At 60.5% G+C, this 20551-nt stretch carries 24 protein-coding genes; 9 read left to right on the forward strand and 15 right to left on the reverse strand.

Annotated features, from left to right (window positions below):
• Window positions 1-642, forward strand: a complete 642-nt coding sequence (gene maiA, locus SPHINGO391_RS10200) for a maleylacetoacetate isomerase (protein ID WP_152008731.1) — start codon at window positions 1-3, stop codon at window positions 640-642.
• Window position 643: 1 nt separating this feature from the next.
• Here the strand turns inward: maiA and SPHINGO391_RS10205 are convergent, their stop codons facing one another.
• From SPHINGO391_RS10205 to SPHINGO391_RS10235, 7 genes are all read right to left on the reverse strand, one after another.
• Window positions 644-1231 (reverse strand): NAD(P)H-dependent oxidoreductase, encoded by a 588-nt coding sequence (locus SPHINGO391_RS10205; RefSeq protein WP_152008732.1) that lies wholly within the window; start codon window positions 1229-1231, stop codon window positions 644-646.
• Window positions 1231-1812 (reverse strand): NAD(P)H-dependent oxidoreductase, encoded by a 582-nt coding sequence (locus SPHINGO391_RS10210; RefSeq protein WP_152008733.1) that lies wholly within the window; start codon window positions 1810-1812, stop codon window positions 1231-1233. The genes SPHINGO391_RS10205 and SPHINGO391_RS10210 overlap by 1 nt, the downstream gene beginning before the upstream one ends.
• A gap of 9 nt (window positions 1813-1821) precedes the next feature.
• Complete coding sequence (locus SPHINGO391_RS10215; protein WP_152008734.1) at window positions 1822-3219, reverse strand: FAD-binding oxidoreductase; 1398 nt, start codon at window positions 3217-3219, stop codon at window positions 1822-1824.
• A 3-nt stretch (window positions 3220-3222) separates the two neighbouring features.
• Window positions 3223-4545 carry a cytosine deaminase gene (locus SPHINGO391_RS10220; RefSeq protein ID WP_244615161.1) on the reverse strand — a complete coding sequence of 441 codons (1323 nt, stop codon included), beginning with the start codon at window positions 4543-4545 and terminating at the stop codon, window positions 3223-3225.
• Window positions 4546-5397: an ABC transporter permease gene (locus SPHINGO391_RS10225; protein WP_152008735.1), complete on the reverse strand. Its 852-nt coding sequence runs from the start codon at window positions 5395-5397 to the stop codon at window positions 4546-4548.
• The gene (locus SPHINGO391_RS10230) at window positions 5384-6169 is read right to left on the reverse strand and encodes an ABC transporter ATP-binding protein (RefSeq protein WP_152008736.1); all 786 of its coding nucleotides are present in this window, start codon (window positions 6167-6169) and stop codon (window positions 5384-5386) included. The genes SPHINGO391_RS10225 and SPHINGO391_RS10230 overlap by 14 nt, the downstream gene beginning before the upstream one ends.
• 72 nt (window positions 6170-6241) lie before the next feature.
• Window positions 6242-7243: an ABC transporter substrate-binding protein gene (locus SPHINGO391_RS10235; RefSeq protein WP_152008737.1), complete on the reverse strand. Its 1002-nt coding sequence runs from the start codon at window positions 7241-7243 to the stop codon at window positions 6242-6244.
• A 296-nt stretch (window positions 7244-7539) separates the two neighbouring features.
• Here SPHINGO391_RS10235 and SPHINGO391_RS10240 point away from each other — a divergent pair, with 296 nt between their 5' ends.
• Together SPHINGO391_RS10240 and SPHINGO391_RS10245 are read left to right on the forward strand one after the other, a co-directional pair.
• Window positions 7540-7926, forward strand: coding sequence for a RidA family protein (locus SPHINGO391_RS10240; RefSeq protein ID WP_152008738.1), 387 nt, complete (start codon window positions 7540-7542; stop codon window positions 7924-7926).
• 19 nt (window positions 7927-7945) lie between these two features.
• On the forward strand, window positions 7946-8740 hold the full coding sequence (locus SPHINGO391_RS10245) for a creatininase family protein (RefSeq protein ID WP_152008739.1): 795 nt from the start codon (window positions 7946-7948) through the stop codon (window positions 8738-8740).
• Between the two features lie 30 nt (window positions 8741-8770).
• On the opposite strand, the gene SPHINGO391_RS10250 is transcribed toward SPHINGO391_RS10245, so the two are convergent.
• From SPHINGO391_RS10250 to SPHINGO391_RS10285, 8 genes are all read right to left on the reverse strand, one after another.
• Complete coding sequence (locus SPHINGO391_RS10250; protein WP_152008740.1) at window positions 8771-9139, reverse strand: hypothetical protein; 369 nt, start codon at window positions 9137-9139, stop codon at window positions 8771-8773.
• Window positions 9140-9430: 291 nt separating this feature from the next.
• Window positions 9431-9745, reverse strand: a complete 315-nt coding sequence (locus SPHINGO391_RS10255; RefSeq protein ID WP_152008741.1) for an antibiotic biosynthesis monooxygenase — start codon at window positions 9743-9745, stop codon at window positions 9431-9433.
• A gap of 179 nt (window positions 9746-9924) precedes the next feature.
• Entirely contained in the window at window positions 9925-10863 is a 939-nt protein-coding gene (locus SPHINGO391_RS10260) for an energy transducer TonB (protein ID WP_152008742.1), read from the reverse strand.
• 32 nt (window positions 10864-10895) lie between these two features.
• Window positions 10896-11300, reverse strand: coding sequence for a biopolymer transporter ExbD (locus SPHINGO391_RS10265; protein ID WP_152008743.1), 405 nt, complete (start codon window positions 11298-11300; stop codon window positions 10896-10898).
• A 7-nt stretch (window positions 11301-11307) separates the two neighbouring features.
• Window positions 11308-11652, reverse strand: coding sequence for a biopolymer transporter ExbD (locus SPHINGO391_RS10270; RefSeq protein WP_210385780.1), 345 nt, complete (start codon window positions 11650-11652; stop codon window positions 11308-11310).
• A 31-nt stretch (window positions 11653-11683) separates the two neighbouring features.
• Entirely contained in the window at window positions 11684-12325 is a 642-nt protein-coding gene (locus tag SPHINGO391_RS10275; RefSeq protein WP_152008744.1) for a MotA/TolQ/ExbB proton channel family protein, read from the reverse strand.
• The gene (locus SPHINGO391_RS10280; protein WP_152008745.1) at window positions 12322-12762 is read right to left on the reverse strand and encodes a hypothetical protein; all 441 of its coding nucleotides are present in this window, start codon (window positions 12760-12762) and stop codon (window positions 12322-12324) included. Before SPHINGO391_RS10280 ends, SPHINGO391_RS10275 begins: the two co-directional genes overlap by 4 nt.
• Window positions 12763-12780: 18 nt before the next feature.
• Entirely contained in the window at window positions 12781-14907 is a 2127-nt protein-coding gene (locus tag SPHINGO391_RS10285; protein ID WP_210385781.1) for a TonB-dependent receptor, read from the reverse strand.
• Between the two features lie 230 nt (window positions 14908-15137).
• Between SPHINGO391_RS10285 and SPHINGO391_RS25235 the strand changes: the two genes are divergently transcribed.
• The 6 genes from SPHINGO391_RS25235 to SPHINGO391_RS10315 all read left to right on the forward strand — a co-directional run bounded on the left by SPHINGO391_RS25235 (window position 15138) and on the right by SPHINGO391_RS10315 (window position 20537).
• Entirely contained in the window at window positions 15138-15329 is a 192-nt protein-coding gene (locus tag SPHINGO391_RS25235) for a hemin uptake protein HemP (RefSeq protein WP_244615162.1), read from the forward strand.
• 8 nt (window positions 15330-15337) lie between these two features.
• Window positions 15338-16411: a ChuX/HutX family heme-like substrate-binding protein gene (locus SPHINGO391_RS10295; protein ID WP_152008746.1), complete on the forward strand. Its 1074-nt coding sequence runs from the start codon at window positions 15338-15340 to the stop codon at window positions 16409-16411.
• A complete protein-coding gene (locus SPHINGO391_RS10300) occupies window positions 16408-17325 on the forward strand; it encodes an ABC transporter substrate-binding protein (RefSeq protein WP_152008747.1) in 918 nt (305 codons plus the stop codon). The genes SPHINGO391_RS10295 and SPHINGO391_RS10300 overlap by 4 nt, the downstream gene beginning before the upstream one ends.
• The gene (locus SPHINGO391_RS10305) at window positions 17315-18406 is read left to right on the forward strand and encodes an iron ABC transporter permease (RefSeq protein WP_152008748.1); all 1092 of its coding nucleotides are present in this window, start codon (window positions 17315-17317) and stop codon (window positions 18404-18406) included. The genes SPHINGO391_RS10300 and SPHINGO391_RS10305 overlap by 11 nt, the downstream gene beginning before the upstream one ends.
• A 1-nt stretch (window position 18407) precedes the next feature.
• A complete protein-coding gene (locus SPHINGO391_RS10310; protein WP_152008749.1) occupies window positions 18408-19202 on the forward strand; it encodes a heme ABC transporter ATP-binding protein in 795 nt (264 codons plus the stop codon).
• Window positions 19203-19388: 186 nt separating this feature from the next.
• Window positions 19389-20537 carry an NADH:flavin oxidoreductase/NADH oxidase gene (locus tag SPHINGO391_RS10315; protein WP_152008750.1) on the forward strand — a complete coding sequence of 383 codons (1149 nt, stop codon included), beginning with the start codon at window positions 19389-19391 and terminating at the stop codon, window positions 20535-20537.
• The last annotated feature ends 14 nt before the right edge of the window (window positions 20538-20551 follow it).

Below are 20551 nucleotides of genomic sequence, written 5' to 3' on the forward strand. Positions count from 1 at the left end.
ATGGCAACGCCCGTTCTTTATGACTACTGGCGCTCGTCAGCGAGCTACCGCGTGCGCATTGCGCTCAACCTCGCCGGCGTCGAGTACACGCCCGTGGTGGTGGACCTGCTGAGCAAGGCACACAAGAGCCCGGAACACCTGAAGCGCAATCCGCAAGGGCTGGTTCCGGCGCTCGAGATCGACGGGCTGATGCTGACGCAGTCGCTGGCGATCATCGAGTATGTGATAGAGACACGCGGCGTGTCGCTGCTGCCTGACGATGCGGCGGGGCGGGCGCGGGTGCGGGCGCTGGCGGACAGCATTGCCATGGATATCCATCCAGTCTGCAACATGTCGGTGGTGGCGCATCTGCTCGAACTTACCGGCGGCGGCGACGCGGTCCGGTCAGCCTGGATGCAGAAATGGATCGGCGCCGGGCTCGAAGCCTTCGAAAAGATGCTCGATCATCCGGATACCGGAACCTTCTGCCACGGCGATGCGCCGGGTTTGGCGGATATCTGCCTTATCCCGCAGATCTACAATGCCGAACGCTGGGGCGCAGACATCTCCGGACTGAGCCGCATCCAGATGATCCGGCAGGCCTGCGACGCACTGCCGGCTTTCGCCAGGGCGCATCCCGATCGGAACAATTTCAAAAGTTGAGTCAGATCCTGGCCAGGCGCTTTTCCACGCTGGCGAGATATCTGGCGCGGCTTTCCGGCGTGGACTTGTCCATCAGGTAATGCGCCATGAACAGGCGGCGGCAGCGCTTGCCGCAGAGCGCGCGCATGCCGCGCAGGATGGTGCGCTTGCCGGGGTGGGCGACGACATAGGACCACCAGCGCGGCGCGCCGCAAGTGGTGATCACACCCAGCAGATTGATGTGGGTCATCAGCGGTTCGATCGGGCCGGGGCCGTCGGGGATGCGGAATGTCAGGTCAGGCGTCCAGACCCGGTCGAGCCAGCCCTTGAGCATGGCCGGCAGCCCGTACCACCAGGTCGGATAGACAAACAGCAGACCCTCTGCAGCCCGGAGCCGTTCCGCATGTGTTGGAAACGGGTGATCGGCCAATTTCATTTCATTGTAATGGCGGCGTTCATCGGCCGGCATAACCGGATCGAAGCCTTCGGCATAAAGATCGAGCAGATCAACCTCATGGCCGTTTTGCTCAAGTGTGCGAACTGCTGTGTCGCGGATACTGGCGCAGAAACTTTCGGGCACCGGGTGGCAGTAAACCAGGAGAATTCGCATCAGATCCTGTCCAGGGCGCGTTCCACCTTCGACATGAACGCGTGCCGCGTCCTGTCGGTGGAGAGATTCATTTCATAATGGGCGAGGTAGTTGACCTGCGCGCCGGGCTTCACCGTCGCGCGCAGCATGCGATTGGCGATCTTGCGCGGTGGATCACCCATCAACCAGGTGCGGAACCGCGATCCGCCATAGGAGGTGATGACAACGATCCGGTTGATGTTGTGCAAGGTCGGCCGCACTTTGCCGTTGACCAGCCCGAAACTCACGCCGGGAAGAAACACCCGGTCGATCCAGCCCTTGAGAATGGCCGGAAAGCCGTAATTCCAGACCGGATAAACCAGCACCAGCGCCTCAGCATTGAGCAGACGCTTTACATAATTCTCGACCGGCTCCCGGTTGATCTCAAGATTATGGTAATTGAGCCGTTCGGCTTCGCTCATCACCGGGTTGAAACCATCCTGATAGAGATCGATCGCATCGACCTCGTGGCCGTTCCTTTGAAGCCGTTCAGCCGTCATGCGGAACAGGCTTGCGTTGAAGCTTGAGCCGACCGGATGGGCATGAACCACGAGAACGCGCATGTGATCGCCCTAGCTTGCTTGTTTCAAGCCCTTGAACAACCATGTCTTTCCAGAATCGAAGTCATAGTCCGGATCGTCCCAGGCGATCATCTTGCCCGGGTTGAGTAGGCCCTTGGGATCGGCCTCGCGCTTGAACGCGAGCTGGATTTCATCGGTCTGCTTCATGCCGCCTTCCTCAAGCGTGTAGCGGTGCGGATTGAAGATCGGGCAGCCGTTTTCGTTGTGCAGATCCATGATCTCCTCGAGCCGCTCCTCGGAGGTGAATTTCACCAGCGGCAGGCCGAAGCAGGTGATGTCGCCGTCAAAGCGCACGAATTCGAGATGCGAAATCAGCTCGCCGGGGAACATGCGGTCCATCTTCGAGGCCAGTTCGAGCTGGTTCGGGAATGGATAGAGTACCTGCAGGTAGGTCCAGGCCGGGTCGACCCGGAGCGCGCGCAGGGTGGTGTGGTTCCAGGCCAGTTCAAACACCGGCGGAAGCCCCTTGAGGTCACCAGCCGTGGTAGCGTCAAATACGATCTCGCCCGAATTCCGCGCGGTGAAGGCCTTGAAAGCGTCATGGCTCTGCGGCGCCACCATGACCAGAACCACGCTCTGGCCCTCGCGGAGGAATTTCTGGTGGCGCTTGAAGTAATCGAACGGGCAGGGGGCGGCGACAACGGTGATCAGCTTGGTGAGAACCCCGTCCTGACGCGCCAGCCCATTCGCATAAGCGGCCGCGGCCTCGAAACTGTCAAAGCCGACGATGGCATCGACCCAGTCATAGGCCGGCGCCAGCGGCATCTCTATCTCGGTGATGATGCCATTGGTGCCGTACGCATGCGTGACCTTGTGCAGATCCTCGCCGGTGAGTTCGAGCACCTGCGGTTCCTCTTCCATGGTGACCACCCGCAGGCGGATGATGTTGCCGAAGTCGCGCAGGCCGCCCCAGGAGATCGAACCGACACCGCCGGAACCGCCAGCGATGAAGCCGCCGATGGTGGCGGTGTGGGCCGTCGACGGGTGCATGCGCAGTTCCTGCCTGGAGGCTTCGCCCGCCGCCTTGTCGAGATCGGAGCAGATCACGCCGGGCCCGCAGATCACGCGGCCTGGAGAAATCTCCTTGATCTCGTTCATGTCGGCGAGGCTGAGGACGAGGCCGCCGGACAGGGGCATGGCCTGGCCGTAATTGCCGGTGCCGGTGCCGCGCGGGGTGACGGGGACATCATGGCGGTAGCAGGCCCTGAGCACGCGGACCAGTTCTTCCTCGTTCTGCGGAGACGCGACGAGGTCTGCGGTCACGTGATCGAGCTGCCGCTTGAGCACAGGGGAATACCAGTAAAAATCCCGGCTCTTCTGCTGAATGATCTTGTCATTCTGCTCGATGCGGATGCCGTCCAGATCGGCGATCAGTGCGGTCATGTCCATGGCTCAGGGCTCCATCAAATCGTCAAGTTCGGAATAGTCGGGCAGGGTTGCGTCAATCGCCTTGCCGTTGCGGATTACGGTTCTGTGGCTTTCGGGACGCGACAGAAGCTCGGTCAGGCTGCGGCCGTGGAACAGCACAAGGTCGGCCTTGCCGCCGGGCGCCAGCACTCCGGCCTCATCGAGCCCCATGGCACGCGCCGGATTTGCGGTCACGGTCGCGGGCCAGTCGCCGACGGGATGGTCGAAATGCACGATGCGGGTGGCTTCGCGGTAGACTTCGAGCACGTCGAGATCGCCATAGGCATAGAACGGGTCGCGGGTGTTGTCGGAAGCGACCGCGACATTTATGCCGCGCGCGGCCATTTCGTGCAGCAGGGTGACACCCCGCCAGCGCGGCGTGGTCGCATCCGGGCGGCGGTCCTGCAAATACATGTTGCACATCGGCAGGGAGACGACGGAAAGGCGTGCGCGGGCAACCTTGTCGAGTGTTGCCCTGACCCGGTCATCGGGCTGCCTTGCAAGCGAGCAGCAATGGCCGACCAGGATCTTGCCCTCGAAACCATGGCGCAGCGCGGCATCGGCGATCCGGTCAAGCGAGACCGCGTTGACATCGTCGGTCTCGTCGGCGTGAAAATCGAGATCGAGCCCGAGATCGATGGCTTTTTTGAACAGGCGATCGAGCAGTGCATCCAGATCGGGAACCATGTAGGTGACCGCGCCGAGAATGCCCCGGTGGCGGGCGACGGTATCGGCGAGCTGATTGAACCAGCTTTCGTCCTGGGCCTGGTCGATGCCGAAGAGACAGGCGCCCTGCAACTCGATCCGGCCTTTCCAGCGCTCGCGCACCGTCTTGAAAACCGGCCAGGAGATGTCCTCCTGCGGCGGCACGGAATCGATATGGGTGCGCAGCGCCCGCGTGCCGTGGGCATAGGCGCAGGCGAGCGAGAATTCCATGCGCCGCTCGACATCTTCGGCTGTCCAGCGGGCCGCACGGTCCTCGCCGACGGCGTTCAACGCACCGGGGAAACTGCCGTCGGGGTTCGGTTTGCGGGCCCAGATGTGGCCCTTGTCGATATGGGTGTGGCAATCGACGAAGGCCGGGAATGCGATGCCGCCACGGCAGTCGACTGTTTCAGCAGCAGCAGGCGCGCCACCAGCGGGATGGATGGCTCCGATCTCTCCGTGAGTGACAGCAACGGCTGCCGGCGCAAATCCTTCGACGTCGAAGGCAAAGCCCTCGACACTTGCCAGATGCGACCGGTGCAGCCGGATATTGCCCAGAGTATAGGCGCCAGAGATTGGTATGGAGAGACTGCGCGTTGTCACTCATTGCTCCTGTTTCAGCGCACTCTCGTGCCAGCGGTGCAGCACGAGGTGAGAGATCCATGACAGGGCGAGGAAGATGATGATGCCGGTCAGGGAAATGAGGATCAGGGCCGCGAACAGTCGCGGGGCATTGAGCCGGTAGCCCGCTTCGATGATCCGCGAGGCCAGCCCGGATGACTGGCCGGCTGTACCGGCGACGAACTCCGCGACCACGGCACCGATCAGCGCCAAGCCGCCCGCAATCTTGAGCCCACCGAGAAAATACGGCATCGCAGCCGGCAGCCTCAGGTGCCAGAGCGTCTGCCAGCGGCTGGCGCCGTTGAGCTTGAAATAGTCGATCAGGTTGCGGTCGACGGAATTGAGCCCCAGCGTGGTGTTGGACAGGATCGGAAAGAAGGCGACGATCCAGGCGCAGAGCAGAAGTTTCGTGGTCTGGTCATCGACATAGATGTTGATCAGCGGGAAGATCGCCACGATCGGCGTGACCTGCAATACGATCGCAAACGGGAACAGGCTCATCTCGATCCAGCGGGATTGAGTAAAGAGAACCGACAGCCCGACGCCGCCGACAACGGCCAGCGCCAACGACAGCATGGTGATCCTGAGGGTGACCAGAAGCGACGCAAACAGAAGGCCTGCGTCCTCGATCAGGGTGTTGAGCACAACACCGGGGCGCGGCAGGATATATTGCGGGATCTCGTTCCAGACGCAGACGCGATCCCAGAAGTAAAGCGCTGCGGCCATGATCAGCAGCGGCAGCAGCCAGCGGCCGGTGCGTTCGAGCTTGCGGCTGCGCTCGCGGCGGGCTTCCTCTGCGTCGATGACGGGCGGGACAGTCTCAATGGACGGCATCTGCGGCCTCCATGCCCATCGCCCTTGACAGGGTGTCCGATGTGTTGCGGCACAATTCGGCATAGTGCGGTGAGGTTCTGAAAGCGGCATCCCGGGGATAGGGCGCATCGATCGTCAGCTCTTCGAATACACGACCGGGGTGTGCCGCCATCACTGTGATGCGGTTTGACAAAAACACGCTCTCGAACACCGAATGAGTGACAAACAGCACGGTGAACCGGCGTTCCTGCCAGAGTTCGAGCAGATCATTGTTGAGCTTGAAGCGGGTGATCTCGTCGAGGGCCGCGAAAGGCTCGTCCATCAGCAGGATGCGCGGACGTGTCACCAGTCCGCGGGCGATGGAGACGCGCATCTTCATGCCGCCGGAGAGTTCGCGCGGAACTGCATTCTCAAAGCCTGTCAGGTGGACGCGTTCGAGAACTTCGGCAATCTGCGGTTCGGCCTCCTTGCGCGAGACGCCGCGCAGCCGCAGGGGCAGCCAGACATTGTCATAGACGCTTGCCCAGGGCAGCAGCGTCGGTTCCTGGAAGACAAACCCGATGTCATTCTGCTGAAGTGGCGGCCCGCGCCAGTCGACGACGCCGGAAGTCGGCGATGACAACCCGGCGATAATCCGCAAGGCCGTCGACTTGCCGCAGCCTGACGGTCCGAGCAGGCTCATGAAGTCGCCTTCGTTGACGGTCAGGTTGACCCGGTCCAGCGCGGTGACGCCGGATGCGAAGGTCTTGCCGATGGATTGCAGGATCAGAAAGGGATTGGTCCGGTCGGGCATGGGTGTCCAGGGGATCGTCTAGCAGTACAAGAGGGCCCGCCCGGACACGTGTGATCCGGGCGGGTTGAGGTCTTACTTCTTCAGGTCGAGCCCGACCCCGGCGTTGACATAGTCAAGGGTGTAGGAGGCCTTGATGTCGATGCCGTCCTTGACCACCCCGGCCTTGACCATCTTGTCGTAGAAGCTGGCAATCCGCTCGTCAGTCATGGCGCCGATGCCCATGGTCTCGGTGTCACCGGAATCAACGATGCCGTATTCCTTCAACTCCTTGATCGAAAACGCGATCTGTTCGTCGCTCATGTCCGGATTGTCCTTCTGGATCATGGCGTTGGCGGCAGCATTGTCGCCGTAGAGGTAGTTGTACCAGCCCTTGATCGAGCCTTCGACGAAGCATTTGACCACGTCGGGCTTGCTGTCGATGGTTGCCTGCATGGCCTCGATCGTGGTCGAGTAGGTGTCAAAGCCGTAGTCGGCGACAAGGAACAGGTTGGGCATGAAACCGCCTTCACGCTGAACTGCGAAAGGCTCTGATGTGATGTAGCCCTGCTGAACCGACTTCGGATTGGCGATGAAGGGTGCCGAGTTGTAGGTGTAGGGAACACGCTTGGATGCATCGAACCCAAATTCGGTGATCATCCACTGGAAGTAGCTCTGGAAGCCGGCGTCGCCGAGAATGTACTGCTCGGCATTCTTGAGGTCTTCCCAGGTGTCGAGGCCCTGACCGGGGTGGGTCATGAGCACCTGCGGCTCCTTCTGGAAGGAGGCAGCGACAACCTTGACCGGGATGTTCTGTTCGACGGCGGAAAATGCTTCGAGCAGGTTTCCGCCCATGTGGAAGTCGATCTTGCCGGCAAGCAGCAGCGCGCGGTTGTTCACCTGCGGGCCGCCCTGGGCGATGGTCACATCGAGGCCGCAGGCAGCGTAGGTGCCGTCGGCGACGGACTGGTAGAATCCGCCATGCTCGGGCTGGGCGAGCCAGTTTGTTCCGAACGTGACCTTCTCGGCTGCAGAGGCCTGGACACCGAAGGCCAGAACAACTGCCAGAGCAGCTGAGGAACGAAGAATAAGCGTCATTTACACCATCCCTTGGTTTGGTTGGGGGTTGCGAATCACCCCTCGTGATTTTGCCAACTGTCTAACCTTGCAAGCGTCATGCCATCACAGGCCATATCCTCAGTGTCACGGTTTTCCGGCACCTCGCCGCGTGGGTTTGCCGCACACATTGCTTGCTTTGCGGGCTGACTGCCCAAAAAACTGCCTCGATCTGGCGACACCCTTGCAGATTGAACCATTCCCGGGCGGTTTGGAATAGACGGACAAAACTTTGTGGGGTTAATGAACATCAATCAGGTCTGCCGAGGATTTCCGCCATGAAGCATCACACGCCAAGCACCATCAGGGCCCCGTTTGCCCGTTACAGCCACGGCGTGGAAGTGCCTGCCGGACACCGGCTGATGATCTGTTCCGGGCAGTTGTCGATCACGCTGGATGATGCGATCCCGCCATCTGCCGAAGCGCAGACCGAGCTTTGTTTTGAGAATGTCGCCGCCATTCTCGCGTCGGCGGGAATGCGGCTCGATGACATCGTCCGGATCAACGCCTATGTGACCGACCGGGCGCATTTGCCGGGATACATGAAGGTTCGCGACCGGCTTTTCGGGGACCCCGCTCCAGCCTCGACGCTGATGATTGTCTCGGGGTTTGCGCGTGAAGCCTTCAAGGTGGAAATTGAAGTCATCGCCGCCGCGCCGGCGTGAGGATCGAAGGAATGGTGAAATGAAGCGGAAGATCTGGTGGGGTGACTTTACCACGCGCGAGTTCGAGGGGCTGGACCCGGACAACACTATCGCGGTGCTGCCCGTGGCGGCAACCGAGCAGCACGGCCCGCATCTGCCTGTCTCGACGGACAGTTCGATCATGCAGGGCATGCTGGAGAGCGTCATCGACCTCGTCTCTGCGGATCTCGATATCAGGATCCTGCCGATCCAGTCTGTCGGCAAGTCCAACGAACACCAGCATGCGCCTGGAACGCTGACCATCCCTGTCACGACGCTGATCGATCATTGGGTCGAGCTCGGACATTCGGTGGCGCGTGCAGGCATCCGGAAAGTGGTTCTGGTCAATTCCCATGGCGGAAACGAAGAAGTGATGGGGATCGTTGCACGTGAACTCAGGGTCCGGGCGCGGATGCTTGCGGTCAAGACCTCATGGATGCGGTTTGGTCTGCCGACCGGTTTGTACAGCCCGGCTGAGACCTCCTACGGCATCCATGGCGGTGATGTCGAAACATCGCTGATGCTGCATTTCCAGCCGGACCTGGTTGCCTTTGACAAGGCGGAAAACTTCGTCTCGGCGGTCAGCCGTGCCGAGGCGGAATTCGAACTCCTGCGGCACACCGGCACGCATGCCTTCGCGTGGATCGCGAGCGACGTCAATCCCGCCGGTGCCGTCGGAGAGGCAGCCCTTGCGACCGCAGCCAAAGGCGAGGCGACGGCCCGGCATCAGGCCGAAGGTTTTCTCAAGTTGATGAATGATGTCAGGGCGGCGAAGCTCTCGGATTGGCTCGCCTGAGAGGTGTGGTGATAGCGCGCGCTGATATGCTTACGATTTGGGAATGGTCCGTATACGACCGACCATATCCACTATCTCGATCTTGAGAAGTTTTGAGAACTTCACATTTACGGTGAACTTGCCCTGCGTTCTGGCCTTGCCGCGCACCTTTGTCGATATGCCGGGGATCGTCAGGCTCACATCGTCGATCTTGCGGGGAAAATGGTCCGAGGTCAGCAGGCAGCCATCTTCGCACAGATTGACCATCCAGCAGGGGATGGAAAACTCTTCTTCGCGGCCGCGCTGCCGGACGCGGGCGATCACCGGACAATTGGCATCACGACGCGGATAGACGCGCCTTTCTTCCTTGATCTCATCGAGGTTGTGGGTGATCAAGTAATTTTTCGGCTTCATGGACATATCCTCACTTAGCCGCTTTTAGCTAAGTCTGATTCTTGCCCGCCGGAAGCTAATTAAGTGTTTATTTATTTGCTCGATAGTGAGGGGTTCTTGAACATTGTTGCTTGATGGGCCGCGTTTCTGCAACCTTTGGTTTGCGTGGCGTGGTTTGAATTCCGAAAGTTTAGTGAATGGACCAGCCCAACGCAGCCGCGGGCCAGGCCTCCGGGTATTGATCATCTTCACCGCGGCAGAGGGCCGGGTTTGTGCACCCGGCCCCTGATCGTGTTTGTCTCAACCACCAAAGCGAATTCAGGCGTCGAGTACGGCCTCGAACCCCTCGAAATTCGGGTGGCCTGCGTACATCGCCTTGTTGTTGCCTGCATTCTTGTGGGCGTTGCGAAAGTTTTCGGAGTGGGTCCAGTCCACGAAGCTCCCATGTGACTCCCAGACTGTATGAGACGCATACAGTGTCTGTCCGGTCGCATCGTTTCTCGGGCCCTTCAACAGGTGAAAGGTCTTGAAGCCAGGGACCTCTTTCAGGCTGGAATCGCGGTTGCGCCAGACGTTTTCGAACGCTTCCTCATGGCCTTCATTGATGATGAAGCGGTTCATTGCGATAAACATGCAGTCTTCTCCTATGTGTTTGGTGTACGGATTGATTTGCGCGCGGGAAGCATTGCTTCCGGCGGGTTCGGTCGAACGGATGCAGCCAGCACCTCACCTGCAAGCCTGACCGAACCTGATCGGTGGACAGCCCGAGATGAAGTTGAAAGCAAAACAGTTTCTGGCAACGATGCATCCGATTATCTCCGAAATTCGATCGGAATGACGAAGCGGGTGCGCGCGCCCGAAGGTGGCCGGGGGAAAGGCGCCGCGCGCTTGATATGCGCCAATGCAGCCTTGTCTACCCGGGCATTGCCCGAACTTCTTGATACGGTGACACGCACTGCCTGACCGCTGGTGGAGACGTGGAAGCTAACATGGACCACCCCTCTGCCGCCAGCATTGCGCTGCCGGGTCCTGGCGATCTTGGCAAAGACCTTGCCGGGATAATTTGCAGCCGCGGCATTGCCGGAACTGGCGGATGCCGATCTGGATTCAACCTTGCCGCTCGATGCCGCTTTGGCTGTTGCCTTGCCGTCCCGGGTGCCGGCCTTGCTGTTGACCTCCGATTTCGACTTTGTGTTTCCGGCTGTCTTTTTTGGTGGTTGTTTGGGCTGTTCGGGTTTCGCCACGGGCGTGGGAACGTTGGCCGGGATCGCGGTTTCAACTGGCAGTGGGTCTTTAACCGGTTTCAAGCTCTCGGCGGGTTTGACCGGACGTGTCATTTCGGGGGTCGGAAGGGTCACGGAGACATCGGATACGGACACGTCCAGTTTATCCGTCCTGGACGGTGGGATGAGTCCCGCTTCACTCACAGGCTCAAGCCTGTTTGGGAGTTGAGCAGGTACGTCCTCGACCGTCGAAGCAGCCGGTGAAACCAGCTCGCGTGGCTGCTTGACCGGTTGAATGGCGGTGGATTCCGCAGGTTGCGGTGTCACAGGAGACGGGCTGGCACCAGCGGCTTGCGTCGTTTCAACAGGGTCGAGAGTGTCTCCGGCCTTGATCAGGTCAGCAAAACTGTTGCCCAATGTTGCTTCCCGGGCGTCGGCTCCGCCCTCGATGAGCACTTCCTCGCCGAGATCTGGGGAAACGGCCATTGCCGCAACATGCAACAATGACGAAGCCAGCAAAGCAGACACTGCCGCAAGCCGAAAGCGGGATGGAGTCGAGATCAACGTTTCAGCCCCTCTTCGGTCACCAGCATGATCTTCTCCGCGCCGAGGCCGCGCAGTTCACGCCCGATGTCGATGAGCTTGGCGGCCGGGAGCTCACGATCGGGGACCAGCCGTATCTCCCTGATATCGTCCGGGGCGGATTCCTGCTTGATCGTGACGTAATGCGCCGGGGTCACCAGCGCGCCGCGATATTTCATCAATCCGTCCGGCATCACCACCAGCGCGTCCGGCGGCCGACGGTTATCAAGGCTTTCTGTCAAGACAAGTTTGACCTCGCCATCGAGCGGCGGCGCGATCTGGGCTGCGACGATGAAGAAGATCAGCATCAGGAAGACAATGTTGATCAGGGCAATTGTCGGTTCGGGTTTTGCCCGGTTTGATGATCTTGTAGCCAGCCGCATCGGGATCCTACCGTACGATCTGCAAGCTGATACCGGCGGAGCGCCGGAGCACCAGCATGGTGTCGACCAGTTGTTGCGAAGTCGCGGTCTCGTCGACCGACAAGATGACGGCGTTGAGATTGGACGTCGTCTTCAACCTTTCGATTTCAGCCTGCAGTGTCAGGGTGGTCAGCTCTGAGCCGTTGAGGAGCAGCCGATCCGCCGAAAGCTTAAGAAAGGCGGGCGCATTTGTCTGCTTCGCCGGATTGCCGCCACTGGAGGCATCAAGTTCGACATCGGCAAAGCGTGAGAAGGTTGAACTGAGCATGAAAAACAACAGCAAAAGGAAGATGATATCGATGAGCGATGTCATCGATATCTGCCGCCGCCTGTAACCGGAGACTTCAAGCCGCATCGGCGGGAACAGGCCAGGCACCTGTCATGGACGCTGATGCGCGCGGGTCCTGATAGGAGTGATGCGCAACCGGGTTGAGGATGCGGGTAACCGCCATCTCGATGGCCTGCTGATGGCGGTCGACACGACTTTCGAAATAGGTCAGCGCAATGCTCGTCGGCATGGCCACGGCGAGGCCAACGGCGGTGGTCAGCAGTGCCACCCAGATGCCGCCGGCAAGGATCGAGGGATCGACATTGTTGCCCGATTGCTGCAGGGCCTGGAAGGCGGTGATCATTCCCAGGACCGTGCCGAAAAGACCGATCAGCGGGGCGATCTGGGCAATCGTGTCGAGAACCCGGAAACCGCGCTGAAGTGCCTTGATCTGCGCATTGGCGTTGACCGCGAGCACATCCTCGATGTCGGTCCGGGCAAGGTTGCTTTCAGCGGACTGACGTTTGAGGCGGACAGCCAGCATTTCGAGGCTATGGACGCCCTTCTGGGTGCCGAGACGGAGCGAGCTGAACTGCCACAGCTTGAAAAGGATCATGGCCACCGCGATCACCGACAAGAACAGCAGCAGCATGACCACAGGGCCGCCGATATCGATGAAGTCGCGGAACCGGGCAATCGGGTCTTCGAGAAGTGTCATCCGACGATCTCCGTCTTTGAGGAACTCTTGAGCTCAAGGTGATCCATGCATTCGTTTCCTTTCAGGGCTTCGCCCTTGCAGGATGCGACGCCGTTGATCAGGACGCGGCCAATGTCGCCGCAGCGACTTTCGGGCAGATCGAACTGGCGTACCCGCGTCTTTCCCTGCGGAAGCGCCTGGAAATCGAACAGGGCGAAACGCTCAACGGTGCCGGCGCGGTTGAACAGCACGGTTTCCAGGGACATCTCGCTGATCTCGACGCCGGTCTTGTTGGTGGCCACGAACACGAGCCGACAGGCAGGGCCGACCTGTTCGAGCGCATTGAGGTCGAGGGAAAGCGCAGGCCGGTCCTGTTGATCGGCCTGCGCAGCCGTTGCGGCAATCGCAAGCCCTACGACGAGCGTCAGGATTGCAGGTTTGGAGCTTGCGATTGGCATTGTTGGTCTCCTTGGAACTTACCAGCCGAACTGCTTGGCGAGGCTGACCTTGAAGGTGCGGCCCTTGCCGTTGTCATTGGACAGGAAGTCCCGGTACCTGGTGTCAAACACGTTCTCGACCCGGAAGGATGCTTCCCATCCGGCGAACTGGCTTTCCATGTCCGGCCGCCAGTTGATGTAGACATCATGGGTGTTGAAGGACGCGCGGCGGAGTCTTTCAGCGGCGAAGTCCGTCGTTGCTGCGGTGGGCATGGGTACCTTTGTCTCTGCAAAGACGAAGCGGCCTTCCCAACCGAAGCTCAGGCCGCGATCGGGCAGGCGATAGCCGGCACCGATGTTGAGTTCAGCCGGTGCAACTTCCGTCAGCGCCGTGTTGTTGGTCAGGTCGGTTCCCACCGTCAGGCCAAGACCGGCATCCGCAAAGAAATTGTTGCTCTCGTAACCGGCCTCGAACTCGACACCGTAAATCTCCGCCCGGCCGACATTGACGTATTGCGGATACATGTTGCGCTGGCGGACAATGAGATCATCGATCTTGTTGTAAAAGCCGGTGGTCTTGAAATCGAAGCTGTCACCGGCCTGGATCAGGTCGGTTGTCGATACGACAAAGCCCATTTCGTAATTGTTCGACTTTTCCTTCTTCAGACCGAGGCTGTAGTTCGGGGTTCGCCCGACACCGTAATCGTTGGAATAGATTTCATCGATCGAGGGAAACCGCTCGGTGTGCGCATAGGAGCCGAACACCGAGAAAGTGTCGGTGAATTTGTAGAGAGCGGCGATCTTTGGAGAAAAGGCGGTGTCGGACTTGTCCGCGGGCACTGCGGCGCCTGTCAGCACGCCGACCGAATCCCCGCCACTAAGCCGCTGGTAATCAAAGCGGACGCCCGGAATGAGCGTCAGCCTGTCGTTCCAGATGAATTCGTTCTGGACGAAGATCCCGGTCTGGAAGTCGGTGCCTTCGGGATGGTGGCCGAGAGGAGTGGCCGTGCCGGTGGTACGGTTCTGGCGGATGATCTGGCCGCCGACGGTGAGATAGTTCTCGTAAGTGTCGCCGGTCCATTCGAAGGTGTTCTGCCCGAGAAACTGGTAGCTCTCGTAGCCGTAGGTCGAATCCTGGCCGATTGAGCTGAATGCGCCGAGCGAGGCATTGGTCTGCTCGTTTGTGATGTTATTGTAGGACAACGAAAGCTTCAGATCGAGCCAGGGATTGTCGGTTGCCGCATCCTCGTAGGAAATCTGCGCCTGCTTGTTGTTGACTACGCGGTCGACCGTGCCAAAGGCGCCGGTCGGCTGCAACTGCGAATAGCCCTGGTTGTCCTGGTCACTGGTAAACTGGCTGTAGCTGAGCTGGACTTTGCGCTCCCTGGCTTCATCGAGGTAGAACGTGCCCTTGGCCATTCCATTCGGTGTGGTGAACTCTGAGCCCTGCACCTCGAGCCCGCCGCCGTCCCTGAATGCGTCAGCCGTGCGGTAGTTGCCGGTGAGCAGCACTTCAGCGTAGTCGCTGAGGCGGAGAGCGAGAATGGCACTGGTCAGATAGCCGTTCGGGTTTGAATCATAGGTTCCCTTAAGCTTGAGTGTGCCGGTCTGACCGTCCGCGAGAAAATCGGACGCGTCCTTGGTTTCGAAATTGACCACGCCGCCGAGCGCACCGGAGCCGTAGAGCGTCGATGAGGCTGGGCCGCGCAGCACTTCCACCCGCTTGAACAGTTCGGGATCATTGAAGAAACCGCCCATCCTGTATTGCTCGAAGAACTGCGGGACACCGTCCACATTTACAATGATGCGGCCTTCATCGGAGGCGGATTCGCCCTTGCCGATACCGCGAATGTTGAAGGATTGGCCGAGTGCGCGGTTGGCGCCGCCGATCACGCTGACATTGGGCACGTCCTTGAGCAGGTCGGTCACCGTGGAGGCCTGCCTCTCATCGATATCCTGTTGTTCGAGGGCGGTGACCGCCTGCGGTGTTTCGGTTGCGACCTTGGCGCGCCCGGCGCCAAGCACGAGCCGTTGCAGCAGGGTAAAGCCATTTTGCGGCTTTGCTTCCTCTTGCGCATGTGCCGACGGCACCGCCGTCAGCGCCGTTGTGGTGCACAGTGCCAATGTCACTGCAGTGCGGGTTAGGTTGATTCTCATAGCAGTCATAACGCCCTTACCTTGGATCCATCTGATTGATGATTAGCTGGCTGGCGGTACGCTTGCTCGCTTGCTGGCTTTTTCGGTTTATCGAAGTTCAAAATCAAACTTGACAATTTTGCTCAGCTTATGCGAGACACCGATTACTAAAACTTGAGCGCTTTCGTCAAGATATAAACGCGCAATTAATTTCGCCAAGCCAGCGTCAAGCCAGCCAGGCCAACACACGGATGTTGACCATGGACAAGAACTCTCGCGAAGAAAGCGCTGCAGCGCAGCGGTTCGAGCTTTCGCAAGCGGACCGTTCGGCCGAACGGATCATCGAATCCCGAGCCCTGTTCGGAGATCGCAAAGAGATCGGCATCGAGCATGACGGTGCCGTCTACCGCCTGAAAATCACCAGGCAAGGCAAATTGATTCTCAACAAGTGAGCTGGCAAATGAACACGAATTCTCTTCCCGACGCGGCCGCCATCAAGGAGGCCCGCCGCAACAATCTGAAAATGCGCGAGCGAGATCTCGCCACCCAGTTGGGGATATCCGAGGCCCAGTTTCTCGAAGCCTTCGTCGGAGACCATGTCGACCGGATTGAACCCGATCTCGATGTGTTCTTCCCGATGCTCAATCAAGCCGGGGAAGTGATGGCGCTGTCACGCAACGACAATGCGGTTCACGAGAAGACCGGTGTTTATGAAAAGTTTTCGGCGGGAAAACACGCATCAATGGTGCTGGGGCAAGACATCGACCTGCGCATTTTCCCCAAGCACTGGCAGCACGCCTATCATGTTGCAAAGCCTCTGGATGATGGGTCGGTGCAGCGCAGCTTCCAGTTTTTCGACGCTCATGGCGACGCTGTCCACAAGGTCTTCGCCCGCGAGGCCACAGATCTCGAAAAGTGGAACCTGATGCGCGAACGGCTGCACAGGGAAGACGCCGGGCCGGTTTTCAAGGTGGCCACGCCCGCCAAGGCATTTGAAGCACCGGCGGAAAAGGCGGTTGCCGCCTTGCGAGAAAGCTGGGCCGGAATGGAAGACACGCATCAGTTCCAGACGATGCTGCGCAAGGCCAGGATTTCACGGCACGACGCCATCCGTCTGATAGGCGAGGATTTTGCCGAAAGACTGACCGGTGATGCCGTCAACATCCTGTTTGACCGGTTGTCCGAGGAACAGGTGCCGATCATGGCCTTTGTGCGCAATCCGGGGATCCTGCAGATCCATTCCGGACCAGTGCGCAACATCAAGCAGGTCGGGCCGTGGCTGAACGTCCTCGACAGCGGCTTTCATCTGCATCTTCGCTCGGACCGGTTTGCCGCGATCTGGGTTGTACGGAAACCGACCAAGAACGGCGATATCTTTTCGATCGAGGTCTTCGACGAGCATGACGAGCAGATCATCCTGATCAATGGTGACCGTCGTGGCGGTGATGTTTCAGAGCGTGTCTCGCGCTGGGACGCCATGATTCATGCGCTGCCGCGCATCAGCGAGATGGAAGGTCTGGAGGTGGCGCAATGAGTCCCGTGAACACATCAGGGCCAAGCCATTTCACCCGTCGCGGCGCGCTTCTCGCCGGGTTCGGCTGCGCTGTCTTCTTGGCATTGCCGCTGGCTTCCGGTGCTGCCCTTGCCGGCGACGCCAAGGCGCAGCGGGTCCTCGCCATCGGTGGCGCGGTGACCGAGATTGTCTATGCGCTGGGTGAACAGGAGCGGTTGGTCGGTCGCGATTCGACCTCTAGCTATCCGCCGGAGGCGACCGCCTTGCCGGATGTGGGCTACATCCGCGCGCTTTCGCCAGAAGGCGTGTTGTCGGTAAAACCGGACCTGATTCTTGCCCGCGAGAACAACGGCCCGCGCGAAGCGGTCGAGGTGCTCAAGAGCACAGGGGTGCGCTGGGTCGATGTGCCCGACACCTTCACGCTTGAAGGCATTGATGAAAACATCACCATCATCGCCCGCGAACTCGGTGTGGAAGAAAAGGGTGAGGCGCTGAAGCGGAAAGTCGCCAATGATATCGCCACGGCCCGCGAGCATCTGGCAAGCGTTGAAGACAAGCGCAAGGTCATGTTCGTGCTGGCGCTGACGGATGACAAGGTCAACGCGTCCGGCACCGGCACCGCGGCAAGCAACATCATCGAACTGGCCGGCGCCGAGAATGTCATCAGCGAGTTCAAGGGCTACAAGCAGATCAGCAACGAAGCGGTGATCAATGCCGCACCCGAAGTGATCCTGATGATGAACGGGCGCGGTGCGACCGCCGATCATGCGGCTATGGACGCGCTGATCGAGGCCCATCCGGCGCTGTCGACGACGCCGGCGGTGAAGAATGGCAGGATCATCAGGATGGACGGACTGTTGATGCTCGGGTTCGGCCCACGGACCGGCGAGGCCATCAGCCAGCTTGCAGGGGCGCTCTACGGCCATGAGCATTAGTGTTGAAACCGGCATGAACCCGCCACACGGCGCATATGCGGGCGACCGGACCTGGTTCGCCCGCAGAATGCTGCTGGCGCTGGTGGTCGTGCTCGTGCTGACGGCGATGTTCAGCATTGCTTCGGGCGCCACCGATACATCAGTGGTCTCGGTCGCATGGGCGCTTGTCTCCGGGCAGGACGATCTGATCAGCGAGGTCGAGCGCGTGGTGATCCTCGATATCCGCATGCCCCGTACATTGCTGGGCATGCTGATCGGCGCGGCGCTTGCGGTGTCGGGGGCGACCATGCAGGGCCTGTTCCGCAACCCGCTCGCCGACCCCGGCATTGTCGGCGTTTCGGCCGGCGCCAGCCTCGGTGCGGTGACATTCATCGTGCTCGGAGCGGGAGCCCTGGCGCCGGTGGCGTCCTTTCTCGGCATGTACCACATTCCGTTCGCGGCCTTTATCGGCGGCCTGGTGTTCACCATGGCGCTTTACCGGATATCGACCCGGAACGGCAGGACCTCGGTTGCGACCATGCTGCTTGCCGGCATTGCGCTAGGGGCAATGGCGGGCGCCTTTACAGGGCTTCTGGTGTTCTGGGCCGATGACGAGCAGTTGCGCGATCTCACCTTCTGGGGATTGGGTTCAATCGCCGGGGCGACATGGATCAAGGTGCTGGCCGTTGCCCCGATCATCGTTCCTATCCTGGTCTTTTCCCCCTTCATGGCGCGCGGGCTGAACGCCATGACGCTGGGGGAAGCGACCGCGCAGCATCTCGGTGTCAATGTCCAGGTCTTCAAACGCGTGGCGATTGTCATGGTTGCCGCGGCCACCGGTGCATGTGTGGCGGTGTCGGGCGGTATCGGCTTTGTCGGGATCGTCGTGCCACACCTGTTGCGGCTGCTGATCGGTCCGGATCACCGGTTTCTACTGCCGGCCTGCGCGCTGCTCGGGGCTGTGATGCTGCTGTTTGCCGATGCGATCGCGCGGCAGATCGTGGCGCCTGCGGAGCTGCCGATCGGTATCGTCACCGCGGCCATTGGCGCGCCGTTCTTTCTCTGGATCCTGCTGCGCAGGCGCGGGCTGATGGATATCTGACATGCTGGACGTGCGAAACATTCATGTCCGTCTGGGCAAGACCGAAATCCTGCATGGGATCGACATGCAGGCCGCAAAAGAGCAGTTCACCGTGATCATAGGCCCGAATGGTTCGGGCAAGACCACCTTGCTGCGGGCGCTGACCGGCGAGATCGGCTTCGAGGGCAATGTAAGCCTCAACGGTGTCGATATCGCCAGCGCCCGGCCGGTGGAGCTTGCCAGCCTGCGCGGAGTGCTGCCGCAATCTGCCAACCTATCGTTTCCCTTCACCGTGCATGAAGTGGTGCGACTGGGGCTGACCACAGGCATCCAGACCGGAGCCGATGCAGGCAGCCGCGTCGACCAGGCGTTGGCCGCGGTCGACCTTCAGGGGTTCGGGGGCCGCTTTTACCAGGAACTGTCCGGTGGGGAGCAGCAGCGAGTTCAACTGGCAAGGGTTCTCACCCAGGTCTGGGAGCCGGTTTTCGAGGGGAAACCGCGATGTCTATTTCTGGACGAGCCCATTTCCAGTCTCGACATCAGGCACCAGCTGCAGATCATGCAGATCGCGCGGCGCTATGCCGAGGCTGGCGGCGGCGTCATCGCCATCCTGCACGATCTCAATCTGACCGCCCATTTCGCCGACCATGTGGTGCTGATGAGCGGGGGCAGGGTGCATGCCAGCGGTCACCCACACGCAGTTCTCACGCCATCCAACCTCGAGGCTGTCTATGGCTGTCCGATGGCGGTTGGTACTGTTCCGGCAGGGATGGATTTCTTCGTTCTGCCGCTGATCAGCTCGAGCCAGACGGCCTGATACGCCACAGGCGGCCGGGCCGACGCATCGCGTCTTCTCTCCCTGTTGCAGTTCGATTTTCTCCATCCATCGGGCCGGCAGGGTGCGGGCGGCCCGACTGGCCGCTTTGTTGAAATCTGGCCGCAGTCGATTGCCTCTGGCTGACCCAGGCGATAGCGTCTGGCGAAAATCACGCAAGGAATTCCGATGACTGCAGTCCCCCGTCTGTTTCAACCGCTGACATTACGCTCGATCTCAACCCGCAACAGGGTGGTGATTTCTCCCATGTGCCAGTATTCGGCCCATGACGGGCACATGGACGACTGGCACCTGACCCATCTCGGCCGGTTCGCCATCGGTGGCGCCGGGATCGTCTTCACGGAAGCCACCGCAGTTCAAAAACGCGGCCGCATCACCCATGGATGCCCGGGCATCTGGACAGACAGCCAGATCCCGGGGCATGCCCGGGTGGCGCAGTTTGCGCTCCGCAACGGTGCCATTCCGGCGATCCAGCTCGGCCATGCCGGACGCAAGGGAGGCATGCAGCGGCCGTGGTTCGGAAACGGGCCGCTCAACGATGCCGATTTCGCACGCGGTGACATGCCGTGGACACCTGTCGGCCCGTCCGGATTGCCGGTGGCTGAAGGCTGGCCGGTGCCGCATGCGCTGACAGTACAGGAAATCGGCGAACTGCTGGATGACTACGAAGCCGCTGCACGGCGCGCGCTGGAAGCCGGATACAAGATTGCCGAAATTCATGGCGCCCACGGCTATCTGGTGCACAGTTTCCTCTCGCCGCTCTCCAACAAGCGGACCGACGGGTACGGCGGAAGCCTCGAGGGGCGGATGCGGCTGGCGCTCGAGATCTCCAAACGGGTACGCGCCGTCTGGCCCGATGATCTGCCGCTGTTCTTCCGCACATCCGCCGTTGATGGTGTGCCGGAAGGCTGGACGCTTGACGATACGGTGGTTCTGGCGGGCGAACTCAAGCGCATCGGTGTTGACGTGATGGACTGCTCCTCAAGCGGCATCGCCGGTGCCGCGACCGCTGGCGGGGGCCAGAAGCGCCAGCCCGGTTTCCAGGTGCCCTATGCCGAACGGGTGCGAAACGACGTTGGCATGACGACCATGGCGGTGGGGCTGATCACCCATCCGCAACAGGCGGAAGAAATCCTGGTAGAAGGACGCGCCGATCTCATTGCCATCGGGCGGGAGGCGCTTGTGAATCCGAATTGGGCTCTGCATGCGGCGCGCGATCTCGGCCATGACACGCTGTTCGAAACATGGCCGGAGCAATCAGGCTGGTGGCTGGCGGGCCGGCAGAAGACTTCCGATTTCTATCAGCCGCGCGACTGAGATGTTTGCCTGCG

The sequence above is a fragment of the Hoeflea sp. EC-HK425 genome, assembly GCF_902498795.1.
Lineage (GTDB): Bacteria > Pseudomonadota > Alphaproteobacteria > Rhizobiales > Rhizobiaceae > Hoeflea > Hoeflea alexandrii.